Below are 17,480 nucleotides of genomic sequence, written 5' to 3' on the forward strand. Positions count from 1 at the left end.
GGAACACTCTCTTGTTTTTATTGGGCTGGGCGGGCGGCTGATGCCTGGGACAATGCCTTCGGATCAAGGCCAACGAACGGCGCCTTGGCCCACACGATCTGGCCACCCACGACCGTCAGCAGCACGTTGTTTCGAGCCAACTCTTCCTCGGGAACCTGCATAAAGTTCTTGTCCAGAACGATCAGGTCCGCAAACTTGCCGACCTCGACCGAACCGGCGACAGCGTCCAGTTTCAGCTGCTCGGCGGCGTTGATGGTGATGGTGCGCAACACTTCACTGCGCGACAGCGCCGGGTCGGCATTCAGCCTGCCCGCATATTTGGGGCCATAGCTGTGCGGGTTCAGCGGATCACCTGAGCGGGTGACACCGATCTTCAGCGCCAGGAACTCGTCGAGCGGGTCGACCGGCCAGTCGCTGCCATACGCCACACGGCCGCCGGCACGAGCGATGCTGCCGGAGGGTTCCATGCGGGCAAATCGCGCCGCCCCCAGATGCTCGTTGGTGCCGTCAACCGTAGAGGGTGCCTGCTGGGCCCACTGGAAGGACATGTTGGCGGTCACGTCGAGCGCCTTGAAGCGCGCATAGTCGGCAGGGTCCACCGACTCGTTGTGAGTAATGGCCGGGCGGAAGCCATTGCCGGGCAGTTGCTGGCGCACGTATTCGATGGCGTTCAGTGAGTCGCGCACCGCGCGGTCTCCGGTGGCGTGAAGGTGCGGATCGAGGCCGGCCTGAACGGCCTTCAGCAGCAGCGGGTTGAGTACTTGCGGCGGGAAGTACAGCTCACCGGTGTTCTTGCCGGGTGTCCACTTCGGCGCTGTATCGGTGCCGGCGTTGCGCAGGTACGGCGTCAACATGGCACCCGTGTCCGCCGGCGCGTTGATGATGCCGTCCATGAACAGTTTGACGTGACGCATGCTCACGCCCGGCGCCGGTTTCGCTTCGCCCTGATCGTAGGTGGTGGCCATTGCCTTGGCCTCGGCGATGGTTTTGTCCGGGTCGGCAGCCGCGGCGGCAGGGTCAAGTTTGATCGCCAGCAAGGCCCGGGCCGTCAGCTCACCCGACTGTTGCAGGGTAGTAAACGCTTTGCCGTTTTCCGGCCCCGACAAGGCATCGAAGAAACTGGTGATGCCTTGCTGGCGCATGGCGTCGAGCGCCGCGCGGGTCTGATTGAGTTTCTCGGCGTCGGTGGCGGGCGGCACCACGGCGGCCATGGCTTCGGCGGCTCCGTCTTCGCAGATGCCGTTCGGGTTGCCGGCGCTGTCGCGCATGTACTTGCCATCACCGGGATTGGCCGTGTGCTTGTTGATGCCGGCAACCGCCAGGCCGCGCGAGTTGGTCAGCACCGTATGGAAGTCGGTGGAACGGACTTGAATCGGACGGTTGGTCTTGAGCGAGTCCAGCGTCGATTTGTCGGGGTCGCCGTCGAGCCCGGTCATGCCAATGCGGTCCCAGCTGCCCACTTCGAGCCAGACGTCGGGGCCTTTGTCCTTGTCAGCATCCAGGCACGCCTGAATGGTTTCCTGGAAAGCCTTGCGGGTCATCGTCTGGTATTTCAGGTCGCACAAGGTCATGGCGCGGCCGCCATCCCCCGGATGCATGTGCGCATCAATGAAGCCCGGCATCAGCATGCGGCCGGCCAGATCGATCAGCTGTGTCTGCGTGCCGATGTACGAGGCAACCCCTGCATCGCTGCCGACATAAACGATCTTCCCGCCCGTGACGGCGATTGCCTGCTGCACGGAGTTCTTGCCGTCGACGGTGTAGACATAGCCGTTGCGCATGACCATGTCGGCGCCTGTCGAAGCGTGTGTCTGACACCCCACCAGCGCCACACAGGAAAATGCTGTTGTCGCGGCAACGGCGATAAATAGCCTGGAGAATTTCAACTGCCTCACCCCTATTTTTATAGTTTTGGAAGTGGCCCGAACGGACGGTCGCAAGCCCCTGATATGCAGGGCATACCCTATAGAGCGCGGCGGTCGGATGGACCTCCACAAATGAGGAGGGGTAAGGCAATTAGTTGAAATACAGGGGGTTAATCGCGGCGCGTTGCCTCCGTAAGCGAGGTCGATGACCGCAGGACAGCACCCAGCTCCACTTTGCTCTTCACGCCGAGCTGCAAGTAGCAGTTGCGCAGATAGGTGCGCACTGTGGCCGGACTCAGTGCAAGGATTTTGGCAATTTCCTTATAGGAATGGCCGGCGGCGAACAGCATCGCCGCCGTGCGCTCGCGTGGTGCCAGCACCGCCCCGCGCGACTGTGTTTCGAGTGACAGGATGACGTGCTCGGCGTTGGGGCTAAGTGTCATTGCAGTGCGACCCAGGCGAATCACGCAGGGCGCCTTTTGCAGTTGCGCGATCACATCAACGGGAAGCATTGAACCACTCCAGCCGGGCAACTCGCGTTGAATGGCGGCGCACAGACTTGCGCCGACGTACAGCAGACTGCCGTCCATCCGGGCGACCCCGAAGTCACTCGCCCCGTTGCCCGTGTCGCAGCGAATCATGTCCTGCACCTGAAAGCGCCACAACTGCAACAGATGGTCGCAGAACGCCGAAAACAACCCGTCCTCACTGTCGTTGAAAGCCGGTGCATGAAGGCCACGGTAGAGACAGACGAAGAACATCAAGCCGCTTTCAGGGAGCTCGAACGTGATGCACATCAGGTGGTAGAGGTCGTGCCGCCGTGCGAAATCGTTCACCTCTTCGCAGGGATCGGTGAACCCACTGTCGCGCACAACTTCCCCGGGTTGACTTAAGGTCTCCTGGGAAAATCGGTCGCTGACCGCCACTTTGTGCCATTCGACGGCAAACGACTCGGGCAGATTGATCCGCCCGTGCATCCAGCTTTGAGGGGGAGTACTGGCGTCTGACGTCGACATCTCGCCCCACCATGCCGAAGCGAAGGGCACCAGTTGGCGGAAGGCCTGCAAGCCGTCTGCGATGAATTGGGATGCGCCGCGATCTCGAGCAAGCCGACCCAGGTGCAACACGCAACGATTGAACGCGGTCAGCGTGGCCATCGACGCCTTGGCGCCGATCTCATCACCCTCCTCCATTGTTTTTATCCTGTTTACTACATGGCGTATTTTTTCGACGATGCCATAGGCGCGGTTATGGCGTCCAGCGAGCGGTGTTGTTGCGGGAGAATTCTGGCTTAAACAGACCCAAGGGCAGGCGCAACACCGTCTAATCTGAAGAGAGTACGACCACAAACATGCCTCTAGCCTCTTGATACAGGGGAAACGGGATGACCGGAAAAACAGCGCGCCAATGCTCGTCATGGATCCTGCCCTCCCTGCTCGCCATCAACCTGGCGCTGACAGCGGGATGTGCAGGCAAAGCTGCGACAGCTCGCTATACGGCCTCAAACATAGGTGACAGCTGCTATGCAAAAGCGCTGCCCACTGCCGGCGAGGGCGGCCTGGCTTGGGGCTCCACCTTGAACATGGCTCGCAAAAAATCCGTGGATAATTGCATACGCTTTGCCGGCCGATCCGGTGGCACGCCGGATACCTGCAAAGTGGTGTTGGCGGAGTGCAAAAATTGAAGCTTTAGGCCCGGAAGCAGCCATTCACTGATACAAGCCCCTTTGCAAAGTCACGTCCGACAGGTCGTCTTATCGACGTCGATCTGATTTTGGCTTGCTCGATACATATGGATAACCGTATATTCGGATAACCATATGTATTGAAGACGCCTCCATGCTGAACCCTGCCGCCGTATTCAAATGCCTGTCCGACGAAACTCGCACACGGGCCACCTTACTGATCACCCGTGAGGGAGAGTTATGCGTCTGCGAACTGGTCTGCGCCCTGGACGACAGTCAGCCGAAAATCTCCCGTCACCTCGCGCAGCTCCGAGCATGTGGCCTGCTGCTGGACCGCCGCCAGGGTCAGTGGGTGTATTACCGGCTCAACCCCGAACTGCCAAAGTGGGTTCGCACCATTCTTGAGACAACCCTGGAAGCCAACGCCGGCTGGCTTGAGGAAAACAACACTCGACTCAAAGCGATGGGCGACCGCCCTATCAACACTGCCGCCTGCTGCTGACCCATCACCCGTCGAGACTGCTCATGTTTACTGCGTTCGCCATTTTTCTCGTCACCATTGTGTTGGTCATCTGGCAGCCCAAGGGATTGGGTGTCGGCTGGAGCGCCTCCTTGGGGGCCGTTCTGGCACTGATTGCAGGCGTCGTGACGCTGGACGATATTCCATTGGTGTGGGGCATTGTCTGGAACGCCACCGCTACGTTTATCGCGGTCATCATCATTAGCTTGTTGCTTGATGAGGCAGGCTTCTTTCAGTGGGCCGCCCTGCATGTGGCACGCTGGGCCAAGGGCGATGGTCGTCGCCTGTTCGCTTTCACGGTGCTACTGGGCGCAGCCGTTTCCGCCCTGTTTGCCAATGACGGTGCGGCGCTGATACTGACCCCCATCGTAATTTCGATTTTGCTCGCCCTGCGCTTTTCCTCAGCGTCCACCCTGGCGTTTGTCATGGCGGCGGGCTTTATTGCCGACACCGCCAGCCTGCCCCTGGTGGTGTCGAATCTCGTCAATATCGTTTCAGCCGACTACTTCGGCCTGGGTTTCAGCGAGTACGCGTCGGTCATGGTCCCGGTCAATTTCGTTGCCGTGGGCTCCACTCTCGGGGTGCTGTACTGGTTTTTCCGTCGTGACATACCCGAACGCTATTCACTGGATGACCTACAAGATCCACGACGTGCCGTGCGAGACCCACTGACCTTTCGCGTCGGCTGGATTGTCCTGGGTTTGTTGTTGATCGGGTTGTTTGCGCTGGAGCCTCTGGGCATTCCGATCAGTGTCATTGCGGCGGTCTGCGCCGCGATGCTGTTCGCCGTTGCGGCGCGTGGGCATGTGATTTCAACCCGACGTGTGTTGCGTGAAGCGCCATGGCAGGTCGTGACCTTTTCGCTGGGTATGTACCTGGTGGTTTATGGGCTGAAAAACGCCGGCCTGACAACCTATCTGACAGTCGCCCTGAACTACTTTGCCGAATTCGGCATCTGGGGCGCCGCGTTGGGGACCGGTTTTCTCACCGCGTTGCTGTCATCCGGCATGAACAACATGCCTACGGTGTTGGTGGGTGCGCTGTCGATCCAGGCCAGTGACGCCACCGGCGTGGTGCGTGAGGCAATGATCTACGCCAATGTCATCGGCTCTGATCTGGGCCCGAAAATCACGCCTATCGGTAGCCTGGCAACACTGCTCTGGCTGCATGTTCTGGAGCGCAAGGGCATCCGCATCACCTGGGGTTACTACTTCAAGGTGGGTGTCGTTCTGACGCTGCCGATTCTGTTCATCACCTTATCTGCCCTGGCCTTGCGCCTGGGCGTTTAGCACCTGCCCGTCTGGAAAGAGGAGTCGCCATGCGCGTTCTGTTCATGTGTACCGCCAATAGCTGTCGCAGCATTCTGTCCGAAGCGATGTTCAATCATCTCGCACCGCAAGGTTTCCAGGCGATCAGCGCCGGCAGCTTCCCCAAAGGACAGGTTCTGCCGCGCAGCCTGACCACGTTGCAAGAGGCCGGGATTGCGATCGACGGGTTAAGCAGCAAAGGCAACGACGCCTTCGAGGTCAACCCGCCGGACATTGTCATCACCGTCTGCGACAAGGCCGCCGGTGAGGCGTGCCCGGTCTACTTCGGACCGGCCCTCAAGGCCCACTGGGGACTGGAAGATCCATCTGAGGTGAAGGGTGATGAGACCGTCGTCGCCGCTGCATTCCACTCGACGCTTGCACGCATCGAAACGCGCTGCCGGGCGTTCCTCGCCCTGCCCTTCGCCCAACTTGATCGCGATGCACTGAAGCGCGAACTCGACCGCATCAGCACGCTGTAACCGGAGCCCCCATGACCAACCCTCTGCCTAATCTCGACGCGTCATTGATTCAGCCCATTGCCAGTGACGACGGCCAACACAAGCCACGAATCCTGTTGCTGTACGGGTCGGCCCGCGCACGGTCATTCAGTCGGCTGCTGGTCGAAGAAGCGGCCCGTCTGCTCGAACACTTCGGTGCAGAGACGCGGATCTTCAATCCATCGGGACTACCGCTACCGGATGACGCCCCCGGCGATCACCCGAAAGTTCAGGAGTTGCTTGAACTGATGCAATGGTCTGAAGGGCAGGTCTGGTGCTCACCCGAGCGCCACGGTTCCATGTCTGCCGTATTCAAGGCCCAGATTGACTGGGTGCCGCTGGCCTTGGGCGCCGTTCGCCCGACCCAAGGGAAAACGCTCGCCGTCATGCAGGTCAGCGGCGGTTCCCAATCCTTTAACGTGGTGAATCAGCTTCGCGTGCTGGGACGCTGGATGCGGATGTTCACGATCCCTAATCAATCGTCCGTGCCGAAGGCTTTTCTGGAGTTTGACGAAGGCAACCGCATGAAACCGTCCTCGCTGTATGACCGGGTGGTCGACGTCATGGAAGAACTGGTGAAGTTCACGTTGCTGCTGCGCGAGCGCCCGGATCTGGTTGACCGCTACTCCGAACGCAAGGAGTCAGCGGAAGAACTGACTCAGCGTGTGAATCAACGCTCGATTTGAAAACAGGGTGTCCGCACCTTGGTAACTAAATGAAGTAATGAATTAAAGCGTTATAACCCGTTGCGACACCGGAGCACGGGTTAACAACCGTCGGTCTATAAAACCCCTGCCAGAAAACCTGCGAAAACTTCGTGATCTAGTCTGACTGCACGTTCGGCAGGAGATTACTCATGTCATTGGCTGAAGAACGAAAACCTCAGCGCCGCAAGGAAACCCGGCTCTTTCTCTTTCTTGTCGTCTGCCTCTTTCCGCTGCTGTCGGTCGCTTTCGTCGGCGGTTACGGTTTTATCGTCTGGTTTTTCCAGATGCTGTACGGCCCACCAGGACCACCCAACTAACTAATAGCCTTTTCTGAAAGCCTATTGGAGCCAGCGCATGGACGAAGCATTGCATATTGCCAGTCTTGTCGTACTTGCCCGACCTGAATTGTTCGATGCCGTTAAAGCCAACCTGCGTCTGTTGGACGGCCTGGAACTGCATCAGGAAAGTGCGGCGGGAAAACTGGTGGTGGTCCTTGAAGCCGTACACGAAAGCCAGATCCTTCAACGCATCGAACAGATCAACAACTTGCCCGGCGTACTCAACGCGGCGTTGATCTATCACGAACTCCTCGAACCCGAAGGAGATATCGAATGAGCATGTCGCGCCGAGCGTTCGTCAAGGCCCAGGCCGCCGCCATTGCAGCCGCCGCTGCTGGCCTGCCGATTATTACCGACGCCAGTAATCTGGTGACCGAAGCGGACATGGTCACCCTGGACTGGAACAAGGCGCCCTGCCGTTTCTGCGGCACCGGGTGCAGCGTGATGGTCGCGACCAAGGACAACCGGGTGGTCGCCACCCACGGCGACGTCAAGGCAGAGGTCAATCGCGGACTGAACTGCGTGAAGGGCTATTTCCTTTCGAAGATCATGTACGGCGTTGATCGCCTGACCCAACCGCTTTTGCGCATGACGAATGGCCAGTACGACAAGCAAGGCGAATTCCAGCCGATCAGCTGGGAGAAGGCCTTCGACATCATGGAGCTGAAGTTCAAGGAGGCCTTGAAAAGCAAAGGTCCCGGGTCGGTCGGCATGTTCGGCTCCGGGCAATGGACCGTGTGGGAAGGCTATGCCGCCAACAAGCTGATGAAAGCAGGCTTTCGCAGCAACAACATCGACCCCAACGCCCGCCATTGCATGGCCTCGGCGGTGATGGGTTTTATGCGCACCTTTGGCATGGATGAGCCGATGGGGTGCTACGACGACATCGAAGCCACCGACGCTTTCGTGCTCTGGGGCTCGAACATGGCCGAGATGCACCCGGTGCTCTGGAGCCGGGTCACCGACCGCCGCCTGAGCCAGCCTCACGTGAAAGTGGCCGTGCTGTCGACCTTCGAACATCGCAGTTTCGAGCTCGCCGACATCCCCATGGTGTTCAAGCCGCAAACCGACCTGATGATCCTTAACTACATCGCCAACCACATCATTGAAAGCGGCGCAGTGAACCAGGACTTCATTACTAAACACACCCGATTTGCCAAAGGTGCGGACGACATCGGATACGGCCTGCGCCCTGACGATCCTCGGGAAATGAAGGCAAAAAATGCCGACAAGGCCAACACCTGGACGGATATTTCCTTCGAACAATACGCAGCGTTCGTCAAACCTTACACGCTGGAAAAAACTGCCAAGGAGACGGGCGTTCCGACTGAAAGGCTCAAGGCTTTGGCCGAGTTGTATGCCGACCCCAAACGCAAGGTCGTGTCGTTCTGGACCATGGGTTTCAACCAGCACACTCGCGGTGTCTGGGCCAACAACCTGATCTACAACATCCATTTGCTCACCGGCAAAATCAGCGAACCGGGCAACAGCCCCTTCTCGTTGACCGGCCAGCCGTCGGCCTGTGGTACGGCGCGCGAAGTGGGGACCTTCTCCCACCGCTTGCCCGCCGATCTGGTCGTCACCAACCCCAAGCATCGCGCCATCGCCGAAAAAATCTGGAAGCTGCCCGCCGGCACCATTCAGGAAAAGCCTGGTTTTCACGCGGTGGAACAGAGCCGCATGCTCAAGGACGGCGTACTCAACGTTTACTGGACCCAGGCCAGCAACAACATGCACGCCGGGCCGAACATCATGCAGGAAGTTCTGCCGGGCTGGCGCAACCCGGAAAATTTCGTGATTGTCTCCGATGTCTACCCCACGGTTTCCGCGCAAGCCGCCGACCTGATCCTGCCCAGCGCCATGTGGGTGGAAAAGGAAGGTGCCTTCGGCAACGCTGAACGGCGTACGCAATTCTGGCATCAGTTGGTGACTGCGCCCGGGGACGCCAAGTCGGACCTGTGGCAGTTGCTGGAGTTTTCCAAGCGTTTCACCACCGATGAAACCTGGCCCGCCGAGTTACTGGCCAAGTCTCCTGAGCACAAGGGCAAAACCCTGTTTGAAGTGCTTTACAAGAATGGCCAGGTAGACCAGTTCCCGGTCGAGCAAATGGAAGCCGGATACAAAAATGATGAAGCCAAAGCGTTTGGCTTCTACCTGCAAAAAGGTTTGTTCGAGGAGTACGCCCAGTTCGGTCGCGGCCACGGGCATGACCTTGCCACGTTCGACCGCTACCACAGCGAGCGAGGCCTGCGCTGGCCAGTAGTCGACGGCAAGGAAACCCGCTGGCGTTACCGCGAGGGGCTCGACCCCTATGTGGAAAAAGGCAGCGAGGTGCAGTTCTACGGCTACCCGGACAAGAAGGCGATCATCTTCGCCCTCCCCTACGAACCGCCAGCCGAAGCCCCGGATGCCGATTACCCATTCTGGCTGAGCACCGGACGCGTCCTCGAACACTGGCACACCGGCACCATGACCCAACGCGTCGAGGAACTGTACAAAGCGGTGCCGGACGCGTTGGTCTACATGCACCCCGACGATGCCAAGGCCTTGAAGGCGCGGCGTGGCAGTGAAGTGAAGTTGATCAGCCGACGCGGTGAAATCCGTGCGCGCATCGAGACCCGCGGGCGTAACAAGCCGCCTCAAGGATTGGTGTTCGTGCCGTTTTTCGATGCCAACAAGCTGATCAACAAAGTCACGCTCGATGCCACCGACCCGATCTCCAAGCAGACCGACTACAAAAAATGCGCGATACGAATCGAGTTGATCAGCGTGGCCTGAGGAGAACCGTCATGCCTTTGCGAATCCTGCCGTTGCTCCTGCTCGCTGCGATTGGCGTGGTGATGGCTGCAGAAGTCAATTACCCCCTCGATGCACCGGGGCCGGATGGGCGCCGGCCCGGTGGTACCTTGACCCAGAGCATGCCGGCCCCGCCCATTGCCAATGAAGAAAACAAGGACCTGAAGCGCGAACGCAATTACCCGGACCAGCCTCCCACCATCCCCCATACCATTCGCGGTTATCAGATCGACCAAAACGGCAACAAGTGCCTGTCCTGTCACAGCCGTGCCAACAGCGCGCGGACCCAGGCAACGATGATCAGCATCACCCACTACATGGACCGCGACGGCCAGGCGCTGGCGGCAGTGTCACCGCGCCGGTACTTCTGTAACCAATGCCACGTGCCGCAAACAGAAGTGCAACCCCTCGTGGGCAACAGTTTTGAGACGATCGACAAGATATTGCAAGACGACGCCAACGCCGCGCAGAAACCCTGAGGAGGCAACATGAAAGCACTGTTCGCCCTGCTTAAGGATTACTGGGGCATTCTGCGCCGTCCGAGCCTCTACTACAGCCTGGGCTTTCTGACGCTGGGGGGCTTTATCGCCGGGATCATTTTCTGGGGTGGCTTCAACACCGCGCTGGAGCTGAGCAATACCGAAAAATTCTGCATCTCCTGTCATGAGATGCGTGACAACGTTTTCGTCGAGCTCAAGGACACGATTCACTACACCAACCGATCCGGCGTGCGCGCCAGTTGCCCGGACTGCCACGTGCCCCACGAATGGACACACAAAATCGCGCGCAAGATGCAGGCTTCAAAGGAGGTGTGGGGCAAGATTTTCGGCACCATCGATACACGCGACAAATTCCTCACGCTACGGCGCGAACTGGCCGAACATGAATGGGCAAGGCTCAAGGCCAACGACTCTCGCGAATGCCGTAATTGCCACAACTTCGAGTTCATGGATTTTACCCGCCAGAGCAAGCGCGCTTCGGCCATGCACTCAACTTCTCTGGCCAACGGTGAGGCTACCTGTATCGACTGCCACAAGGGCATCGCTCACAAGCTGCCCGATATGAGCGGAGTGAAAGGCTGGTAAGGATTTTTCGATCCGCACGCGCTTGTCCTATCCTTTTATCCAACCAACAACGCCGGTCACCGACATGCCCACCCCCGAATCCACCCTCCTCGACAGCTGGCACCACAACGCCCAATCCTGGATCGAAGCCATCCGCACCGGCGCCATCGAAAGTCGCCTCAAGGTCACCGACCAGGCAATCCTGCTGGCGGTGCTGGGCCGCCAGCCCGAGCGCGTGCTCGACCTGGGCTGCGGCGAGGGCTGGCTGTTGCGCGCGCTGGCTGAACGGGGCATCACGGCGGTCGGTGTAGATGGCGATGCGACGCTGGTCGAGGCGGCGCGGGCTGCGGGCTCTTCGCCGGTGCATCTGGCGAGCTATGAAGCGTTGGTGGAGGCAAAGGTGGACATCGGCCGCGACTACGACCTGATCTGCGCCAACTTCGCCCTGCTGCACCAGGACATCATCCCGCTGCTCGCCGCCATGAACGCCCTGCTCGCCCCTGGCGGCGCGCTGGTGATCCAGACGCTGCATCCATGGACCGCGGCGGCGGGCGACTATCAGGATGGTTGGCGGGAAGAGACCTTCACCGGGTTCAAGGGGCAATGGCAACCCATGCCGTGGTATTTCCGCTCCTTGTCCAGTTGGCTCAATGCGCTGGACATGGCCGGTTTTCAGCTGGCCGTCCTGCAGGAACCGCAGCACCCGCAAAGTCCTGTGCCGCAGTCATTGCTGTTGGTGGCCGAGCAGCGGGGTTCGTGACTCTTCAGTAAGTCCCTTCCCGCACCCACCGCCTGACCTCAGCCTGTATGGCATAAGCCGGCGCCTCCACAGCATTGAAATCCTGTGTATACCGCTGGGCAAATCCTTCTACCCCCCACTCCTGATACTGCTGCACATGCTTTAATTCGTGCGCCCATAGCGCGATGTCCTGTTCTGCGGATTGAGCGTCCCGGAAGAGGATGATGTCGATCAGCGTCACGGCACCGACATCGGGGTTTTGCAGCATGGCCGTGGCGGCGCTGAATTGGCCGTTGTCGCTCACTTTGTAGCGCGCGGTATCGAGGACGCTGGGGTCGTACCAGCGCAGCAGTTGTTCCCGGATGTGCGGTGGAATGGGTTGGATGTCGGCGGTGGCTGCTTCAGCGCGGGCCTGGGTCAGCCACAGCGCCAGGGCCGGTGCCGCGATCTGGTAGATGCCATCAGGCACTGGCAGGCAGATGCAGCCGTCAAGGCACACTTGTGTCTCGCCAGCTGGGCAGGCGTTGGTCTGGGCTGGCACGTCAAGCGTCAGGCAAAGAACCAACAGCGCCACCAGGCGCGTGATGATGGACGGCATTGGGCGCTCCAGGGACGGACGCAGCGCGAACAGTGGGTCACCATTGATCGACGATCCGCATGGCTTTAGCGTAGTCCCGAACCAAACGCCCCAGCGTTAATCCACGATGAACAACTTGGCACCGGTGGTGCTGAAAGATCGATGCCCCTCAGCGTTGCTGCCCACCTGATAGCTCATCCCGGCGGTGAGCGTGAACTGACGACCATCCTCCAGCTCCGTGTGCAACTCGCCTTCCAGACACAACAGGATATGACCTCTCCAGCACCAGTGATCGGCCAGATACCCGGGACTGTATTCAACCATCCGCACACGCGTTGAACCAAACTGGCAGGTTCGCCAATAGGCGGTACCCGTCTGTCCAGCATACTGAACAGGTTCGACAGTCGACCAATCGGTCGTACCAAAGGGAACCGCCGTCAGATCCATCGTTGCCTCATCAATGAAGGAGTGTCTGTGGACCGTAACCATCCACTACTACTTTCGATAGACACAGATGCCCCGTATTTATGAGATACAGGCGACCCACTCAAGCATGATAGTCAGAGGCAGCTTTCGGCCGAGGCTGTGTAAAAACGTTTTTCAGCGCGACAGGTACTCAAAACCGGACTGGAAATCGCGCTTCTATGCGAAATCCACATCTGCTGACGGGCCAATAAATTTCAGATTGAACGTAGACGCAGAGCAGGCGGGTACGGGATGAGTGACTGCAAAACTCTACTCTGCCAACCGTAACCGCAACCGGCTTCGATGGGATAAGCCTCCTTGCAAGGCAAATGCAACTATCACGGTAGATGGCGCGGAAAAGCTGCTCAGGCCGCCGCCGGAAAACATCAACGCAAGACCCAATGCGGTGGCGCCAAACCAGGCCGTCAAGCCCACCAGGTTAAACGCGACCACCCGTTCGAGCGCTGCCACGTCACTGCGTCCGTAGACAATCTGCGCCAACGCCACACCCACCCAGGCCACCACGAAAATCCCCTGATAGGCCAACGCCTTGAGGATGTAGGCAAACACGTCCGCGAGCATCAAGCCGTAGACGATCACCCCCACCGCCACTGCCCACATCAGGTACGAACCGCGAAGGCCAAATCGACCAAAGAACGCCTGCATGTTCAGGGTCGCCAAGTAATAGTTGGCGGTGTTGATCCGGGTTTGCGTGGCCCAGACAAACAGCAATCCCCACAGGCCCATTAACTGCAAAATCGCCATCACCACCGAGACTTCGTTCAGCGCGCCTTCGTGGGGAATGCTGCTGACCAGGTAAATGCCTGCCGCGCCGTTGAGCAGAAACGTCACCGCGTAGAACGGCATGCCGAAGTTCCAGCGACCGTGGTACTCGGCGTCTTCAGGCTTGCCGAAACGCGCATAGTCGAAGGTGAACAGCATCAACACCCAGACACCCATGTAGGCGACAAAACAATCCCACCAGCCGAATGCACTAGGCGTTGCCGGGCCGAAATCCAGCCATTGCGGCTGGTAGCCATAACGGCTGATCGATAGCCCCACCGCCACCAGCAAACCACCGAGGTACACCGGCAGCAATACGCCGTTGAGCTTGTCCAGCCAGTGCTGCACGCTGCCCAGGATCATCGGCACGCTGTAGAGCACCACCGCCAATGCCGCCAGCGGATAGACCAGTTCCGGGTACAGGTGATTGAGCGCGACGGCGATCACCGAACCTTCGAACACCGCGTAATAGATCGCGGTCGAGAAGAAAATCAACGTCGCCAGGCACGCCCCGGTGCTGCCGAACAACAGCCGTGAAAACAACGCCACCGACAAACCGCTGCGAATCGCAAAGCGGCTGAGCACGCTGTTGACCAGTCCATAACTGATCACCGACAGGACCATGCCGATCAGCGCATTGCGCGCACCGAACGACAACGCCAATGAAGCACCCACCACGATGTAAAACATCGCACTGCACACCGCCCACCAGGCCATGGTCAGGGACAGTCGACCCATGCGCGCTTCGGTGGGAACAGGATGATGCGCCGGGTCTTGCCCGGTTTGACTCGATTGCGATAAAGCAGCCATATGCGTGAACTCCAAAACCAGTCAAAGGTTGAAGCGCGGGCAGCCGTCACCGCACCGAAGTGCGGCGTTGGCGTACCGTTTGGCATGGCCCGCGCTAGACGGCGGGCAGAATCAGGAAGGGAACAGCTTGCTCAGGCAGCTGAGTTTTTTCTTATAGGAACGTCGCGCTTCCAGCGCCTCTTCGAGGGTTACCGCGACAAAGCGGGCCTTCTGGTTGGGTTGCATCTGGCCGATCAAATCGAGGTCGGCGCTGATCACCGTACCAATCATCGCGTAGCCGCCACCGGACACCGCATCACGGTGCAGCACGATGGGTTCGAGCCCGGCGGGCACCTGGATCGAGCCGATCGGGTAGCAACTGTCGACGATGTTCGACGGATCGGAACCGGCGCCGAACGGCTGCTCCCGGGGCTGAAAGCTCAGCGCGCTGCCGCCCTTGAAGCGATAGCCGATGCGATCGGCTTCCGAACCGACCGTCCACGGCTCGGCGAAAAAGCTCTTCGCCGCCGATTCGGTCAAGCGGTGGTAGTACAAACCGGGCACCACCCGCAGGGTGATTTCGCCACCCAATGATTGCCGTAACGCCATGGGCAAACTGGCCCCTGCGCGGCTCTTGCCACTGGCGATGCCCACCGGCAATTCGTCGCCTGCAATCAGGCGTCGCCCCTGAAAACCGCCGAGCGCGCCCAGCGCATAGGTGGAGCGACTGCCGAGCACCACCGGCACATCAATGCCGCCGGCCACCGCCACATAAGCGCGGGCACCAGCCTTGGGAAAGTCAAAGCGCAGCACTTGCCCGGCCTTCACGGTGAACGCGGTGTCGTGGTGCATTTCCACGCCATCGACCCGTGGCGTCATGTGCGCGCCGCTGACCGCCACTAATGCATCCTGCTGAAACTCCAACTCAGGCCCGAGCAGCGTGCATTCCAGCGCCGCCAAACCTGCCGGGTTGCCGACCAATTGATTGGCCGCGCTCAAGGCGTATTGATCAAGCGCGCCGGACGGCGGAATGCCCAAGTGGTAATACCCTTCGCGGCCCAGGTCTTGTACCGAAGTGGCGAGGCCGGGTTTGAGGACCTTGATCATGCCAACACCTCCTGCAACGACTTGGGATAGCCAACGGGATCGGCGAGGAACGCGTCCAGCGAAAACTCCACTGGCCGAATCCGCAGATCAAAGCAACCGGCTTCCACTTCGGCCACCGCGTGGTCGTAGGCTTCACGGTCCATCGGTTTGAACTGCACGATGTCGCCTGGACGGAAAAACACCATGTGTTCTTTCAGGTACGCGAGGTTCTGTTGCGGGTCGTAGATCGGCGCGGGGGTGACGCCAAACATCTGATAACCGCCAGCGCCGCGCACCGAGTAAATGCAACCAAAGCAACCGCCGTGACCAAGGGTCAATTTCGGTGTGTCGGTGCGCGGGCGAAGGTACTTGGGCACCTGCAACTGACGCTCGCGCTCGACCATCTGGAACATGAACGGCAGCCCGGCAACGAAGCCGACCATCGAGACAAACCACGGCGCGCCACTGTGGGCCGCGATGAATGCATCGACGTCGGCCAGACCGTTGATTCGTGCGGCGTATTCCAGGTCTGTGGCGCTCGGGTCTTGATGGCGGTCGCGAAAACGCATCAGGGTTTCGTGGGTCCAGGGATCGTTGTAGAGCACCGGAATCTCGATAATCCGCGTCTGCAACGTGCGCTCGGCGACGGCTCCGGCCTCGGCGATTTTTACCGCTTCGAGCAAGGTGTGAGGGGCGATGCGATCCGGGTCGAAACGAATCTGGAATGACGCGTTGGCCAGGCAGATATCGAGCACGCCATCCAGCGCCAGCCGTTCCACGGCGCGGGTGACGGCCAGGCCTTTGAAGAACGCGTCCAGGGACATGCTGTCGCTGACTTCGGCAAATAAATGCTCATCGGCGCCAAAGCTGTAGCGGATGGGAGTACTCATACTTCACCTCCGCTGCGGCGCTCGGCCAGCCAGGTTTCCAGGGTGCCGGTGTGAAAGTCGGCGCGGTGCAGCCACGGTTGTTCCAGCAATTCACCGTGCAACGCCAAGGTGTTGGCCATGCCGGTGAGCGTGGTGTGAGCCACCGCCATTCGCGCTCGGGCCAGGGCTTCGGCGCGATCCGCACCGTGAATAATCAGTTTGGCCAGCAGCGAGTCATAGTACGGCGGCACACGGTAGCCTTGATACAGATGCGTATCGACGCGAATGCCCTCGCCGTTCGGCCAGATCAGTTCCTCGACCAGGCCTGGACACGGGAAGAAATCCCGCGCTGGGTCTTCAGCGTTCAGGCGCATTTGCAGGGCGGCGCCGTTGAGTCGGATGTCACTTTGCTTGAAGCCCAGCGGCTCGCCGCCAGCGATGCGCAACATGGCCTGGACCAGGTCGATGCCGGTGATCAGTTCGCTGACCGGGTGCTCCACCTGAATCCGCGTGTTCATCTCGATAAAGAAGAACTCGCCAGTGGCGTCGTCATACAGGTATTCCAGGGTGCCGGCGCCCTTGTAGCCCAAAGATTCGGTCAGGCGCACGGCGCTTTCGCAGAGGGTTTCCCGTTGCTGTTGGCTGAGGACCGGCGACGGCGCTTCTTCGAAGATTTTCTGCCGGCGCCGTTGCAGCGAACATTCGCGCTCAAACAAATGCACCGCGTGCTGACCGTCGCCCAACACCTGCACTTCAATATGCCGGGCCCGGCTGATAAACCGCTCCAGATACACCGCGCCATTGCCAAACGCCGCTTGGGCTTCGCGCTGGGAGCGGGGAAATTCTTCGCTCAGTTGCTCGGCGTTTTCCGCCAGCCGAATACCGCGCCCGCCACCACCGGCCGAAGCTTTGATCAACAACGGGAAGCCAACGGATTCAGCAGCCTTGAGCGCCGACTCGACGTCGAACAGTTCACCCGGCGAACCCGGCACCACCGGCACGCCAGCGGCTTGTGCGGTACGCCGTGCCTCGGCTTTATCGCCCATGCGCCGGATCGTCTCCGCGCTCGGGCCGACGAAAATGGAGCCGGCAGCCACCACCGCTTCGGCGAAATCGGCGTTCTCCGACAGAAAGCCGTAACCGGGATGCACCGCGTTGGCGCCTGTGGCTTTCAAGGCGCCGAGCAAGGCCTCGACGTTCAGGTAACTTTTGTCGGCACGGGCCGGGCCAAGAATGTGCACCTCATCGGCCATGCGCGCGGCCTGGGAATCGACGTCCGCCTCGCTGCACGCAGCAACGGTGGGAATGCCCAGTTCTTTGGCGGCGCGGATAATCCGCACGGCGATCTCGCCACGGTTGGCGACCAGCAGTTTATGAATGGCTTGGGTCAT

General features: G+C 59.9%; 19 protein-coding genes. 11 read left to right on the forward strand and 8 right to left on the reverse strand.

Going from position 1 to position 17,480, the window contains the following annotated elements; translation table 11 throughout:
• Positions 1-17: 17 nt before the first annotated feature.
• Together ACYZTZ_RS17200 and ACYZTZ_RS17205 are read right to left on the reverse strand one after the other, a co-directional pair.
• Positions 18-1,886: an amidohydrolase gene (locus tag ACYZTZ_RS17200; RefSeq protein ID WP_461999120.1), complete on the reverse strand. Its 1,869-nt coding sequence runs from the start codon at positions 1,884-1,886 to the stop codon at positions 18-20.
• 149 nt (positions 1,887-2,035) lie between these two features.
• Positions 2,036-3,058 carry a helix-turn-helix transcriptional regulator gene (locus ACYZTZ_RS17205; RefSeq protein ID WP_461999121.1) on the reverse strand — a complete coding sequence of 341 codons (1,023 nt, stop codon included), beginning with the start codon at positions 3,056-3,058 and terminating at the stop codon, positions 2,036-2,038.
• A 191-nt stretch (positions 3,059-3,249) separates the two neighbouring features.
• Here ACYZTZ_RS17205 and ACYZTZ_RS17210 point away from each other — a divergent pair, with 191 nt between their 5' ends.
• The 11 genes from ACYZTZ_RS17210 (at position 3,250) to ACYZTZ_RS17260 (ending at position 11,541) form a co-directional block, all read left to right on the forward strand.
• Positions 3,250-3,549 carry a hypothetical protein gene (locus tag ACYZTZ_RS17210; protein WP_461999122.1) on the forward strand — a complete coding sequence of 100 codons (300 nt, stop codon included), beginning with the start codon at positions 3,250-3,252 and terminating at the stop codon, positions 3,547-3,549.
• 154 nt (positions 3,550-3,703) lie between these two features.
• A complete protein-coding gene (locus ACYZTZ_RS17215) occupies positions 3,704-4,051 on the forward strand; it encodes a metalloregulator ArsR/SmtB family transcription factor (RefSeq protein ID WP_461999123.1) in 348 nt (115 codons plus the stop codon).
• A gap of 23 nt (positions 4,052-4,074) precedes the next feature.
• Complete coding sequence (locus ACYZTZ_RS17220) at positions 4,075-5,358, forward strand: arsenic transporter (RefSeq protein WP_461999124.1); 1,284 nt, start codon at positions 4,075-4,077, stop codon at positions 5,356-5,358.
• 29 nt (positions 5,359-5,387) lie between these two features.
• Positions 5,388-5,858: an arsenate reductase ArsC gene (locus tag ACYZTZ_RS17225; protein ID WP_056744785.1), complete on the forward strand. Its 471-nt coding sequence runs from the start codon at positions 5,388-5,390 to the stop codon at positions 5,856-5,858.
• An 11-nt stretch (positions 5,859-5,869) separates the two neighbouring features.
• On the forward strand, positions 5,870-6,562 hold the full coding sequence (arsH, locus tag ACYZTZ_RS17230) for an arsenical resistance protein ArsH (RefSeq protein WP_461999125.1): 693 nt from the start codon (positions 5,870-5,872) through the stop codon (positions 6,560-6,562).
• Between the two features lie 170 nt (positions 6,563-6,732).
• On the forward strand, positions 6,733-6,900 hold the full coding sequence (napE, locus tag ACYZTZ_RS17235; protein WP_223430521.1) for a periplasmic nitrate reductase, NapE protein: 168 nt from the start codon (positions 6,733-6,735) through the stop codon (positions 6,898-6,900).
• A 37-nt stretch (positions 6,901-6,937) separates the two neighbouring features.
• A complete protein-coding gene (locus tag ACYZTZ_RS17240) occupies positions 6,938-7,198 on the forward strand; it encodes a chaperone NapD (RefSeq protein WP_033059994.1) in 261 nt (86 codons plus the stop codon).
• The gene (napA, locus tag ACYZTZ_RS17245) at positions 7,195-9,699 is read left to right on the forward strand and encodes a nitrate reductase catalytic subunit NapA (RefSeq protein WP_461999126.1); all 2,505 of its coding nucleotides are present in this window, start codon (positions 7,195-7,197) and stop codon (positions 9,697-9,699) included. Before ACYZTZ_RS17240 ends, napA begins: the two co-directional genes overlap by 4 nt.
• An 11-nt stretch (positions 9,700-9,710) precedes the next feature.
• The gene (locus tag ACYZTZ_RS17250) at positions 9,711-10,196 is read left to right on the forward strand and encodes a nitrate reductase cytochrome c-type subunit (RefSeq protein ID WP_461999127.1); all 486 of its coding nucleotides are present in this window, start codon (positions 9,711-9,713) and stop codon (positions 10,194-10,196) included.
• Between the two features lie 9 nt (positions 10,197-10,205).
• Complete coding sequence (locus tag ACYZTZ_RS17255; protein ID WP_033059988.1) at positions 10,206-10,802, forward strand: cytochrome c3 family protein; 597 nt, start codon at positions 10,206-10,208, stop codon at positions 10,800-10,802.
• A gap of 64 nt (positions 10,803-10,866) precedes the next feature.
• Positions 10,867-11,541, forward strand: a complete 675-nt coding sequence (locus ACYZTZ_RS17260) for a class I SAM-dependent methyltransferase (RefSeq protein ID WP_461999128.1) — start codon at positions 10,867-10,869, stop codon at positions 11,539-11,541.
• A gap of 4 nt (positions 11,542-11,545) precedes the next feature.
• Here the strand turns inward: ACYZTZ_RS17260 and ACYZTZ_RS17265 are convergent, their stop codons facing one another.
• The 6 genes from ACYZTZ_RS17265 to ACYZTZ_RS17290 form a co-directional block, all read right to left on the reverse strand.
• On the reverse strand, positions 11,546-12,118 hold the full coding sequence (locus ACYZTZ_RS17265) for an eCIS core domain-containing protein (protein ID WP_461999129.1): 573 nt from the start codon (positions 12,116-12,118) through the stop codon (positions 11,546-11,548).
• Positions 12,119-12,214: 96 nt separating this feature from the next.
• Positions 12,215-12,544 (reverse strand): DHCW motif cupin fold protein, encoded by a 330-nt coding sequence (locus ACYZTZ_RS17270; RefSeq protein ID WP_461999130.1) that lies wholly within the window; start codon positions 12,542-12,544, stop codon positions 12,215-12,217.
• A gap of 288 nt (positions 12,545-12,832) precedes the next feature.
• Positions 12,833-14,155, reverse strand: a complete 1,323-nt coding sequence (locus tag ACYZTZ_RS17275; RefSeq protein WP_461999131.1) for a purine-cytosine permease family protein — start codon at positions 14,153-14,155, stop codon at positions 12,833-12,835.
• A gap of 111 nt (positions 14,156-14,266) precedes the next feature.
• Complete coding sequence (locus ACYZTZ_RS17280; RefSeq protein WP_103315990.1) at positions 14,267-15,241, reverse strand: 5-oxoprolinase subunit C family protein; 975 nt, start codon at positions 15,239-15,241, stop codon at positions 14,267-14,269.
• Complete coding sequence (locus tag ACYZTZ_RS17285; RefSeq protein ID WP_415757034.1) at positions 15,238-16,110, reverse strand: 5-oxoprolinase subunit B family protein; 873 nt, start codon at positions 16,108-16,110, stop codon at positions 15,238-15,240. Before ACYZTZ_RS17285 ends, ACYZTZ_RS17280 begins: the two co-directional genes overlap by 4 nt.
• Positions 16,107-17,480, reverse strand: a complete 1,374-nt coding sequence (locus ACYZTZ_RS17290) for an acetyl-CoA carboxylase biotin carboxylase subunit (protein ID WP_461999132.1) — start codon at positions 17,478-17,480, stop codon at positions 16,107-16,109. The genes ACYZTZ_RS17285 and ACYZTZ_RS17290 overlap by 4 nt, the downstream gene beginning before the upstream one ends.

It is taken from the genome of Pseudomonas sp. LB3P58 (genome assembly GCF_054897895.1).

Bases quoted from the DNA above. Each gene is read 5' to 3' on its own strand.
- ACYZTZ_RS17205 (WP_461999121.1), bottom strand. From the start codon at position 3,058: ATGGAGGAGGGTGATGAGATCGGCGCCAAGGCGTCGATGGCCACGCTG.
- ACYZTZ_RS17210 (WP_461999122.1), top strand. From the start codon at position 3,250: ATGACCGGAAAAACAGCGCGCCAATGCTCGTCATGGATCCTGCCCTCC.
- ACYZTZ_RS17215 (WP_461999123.1), top strand. From the start codon at position 3,704: ATGCTGAACCCTGCCGCCGTATTCAAATGCCTGTCCGACGAAACTCGC.
- ACYZTZ_RS17220 (WP_461999124.1), top strand. From the start codon at position 4,075: ATGTTTACTGCGTTCGCCATTTTTCTCGTCACCATTGTGTTGGTCATC.
- ACYZTZ_RS17225 (WP_056744785.1), top strand. From the start codon at position 5,388: ATGCGCGTTCTGTTCATGTGTACCGCCAATAGCTGTCGCAGCATTCTG.
- arsH (WP_461999125.1), top strand. From the start codon at position 5,870: ATGACCAACCCTCTGCCTAATCTCGACGCGTCATTGATTCAGCCCATT.
- napE (WP_223430521.1), top strand. From the start codon at position 6,733: ATGTCATTGGCTGAAGAACGAAAACCTCAGCGCCGCAAGGAAACCCGG.
- ACYZTZ_RS17240 (WP_033059994.1), top strand. From the start codon at position 6,938: ATGGACGAAGCATTGCATATTGCCAGTCTTGTCGTACTTGCCCGACCT.
- napA (WP_461999126.1), top strand. From the start codon at position 7,195: ATGAGCATGTCGCGCCGAGCGTTCGTCAAGGCCCAGGCCGCCGCCATT.
- ACYZTZ_RS17250 (WP_461999127.1), top strand. From the start codon at position 9,711: ATGCCTTTGCGAATCCTGCCGTTGCTCCTGCTCGCTGCGATTGGCGTG.
- ACYZTZ_RS17255 (WP_033059988.1), top strand. From the start codon at position 10,206: ATGAAAGCACTGTTCGCCCTGCTTAAGGATTACTGGGGCATTCTGCGC.
- ACYZTZ_RS17260 (WP_461999128.1), top strand. From the start codon at position 10,867: ATGCCCACCCCCGAATCCACCCTCCTCGACAGCTGGCACCACAACGCC.
- ACYZTZ_RS17265 (WP_461999129.1), bottom strand. From the start codon at position 12,118: ATGCCGTCCATCATCACGCGCCTGGTGGCGCTGTTGGTTCTTTGCCTG.
- ACYZTZ_RS17270 (WP_461999130.1), bottom strand. From the start codon at position 12,544: ATGGATCTGACGGCGGTTCCCTTTGGTACGACCGATTGGTCGACTGTC.
- ACYZTZ_RS17275 (WP_461999131.1), bottom strand. From the start codon at position 14,155: ATGGCTGCTTTATCGCAATCGAGTCAAACCGGGCAAGACCCGGCGCAT.
- ACYZTZ_RS17280 (WP_103315990.1), bottom strand. From the start codon at position 15,241: ATGATCAAGGTCCTCAAACCCGGCCTCGCCACTTCGGTACAAGACCTG.
- ACYZTZ_RS17285 (WP_415757034.1), bottom strand. From the start codon at position 16,110: ATGAGTACTCCCATCCGCTACAGCTTTGGCGCCGATGAGCATTTATTT.
- ACYZTZ_RS17290 (WP_461999132.1), bottom strand. From the start codon at position 17,480: ATGACCCAAGCCATTCATAAACTGCTGGTCGCCAACCGTGGCGAGATC.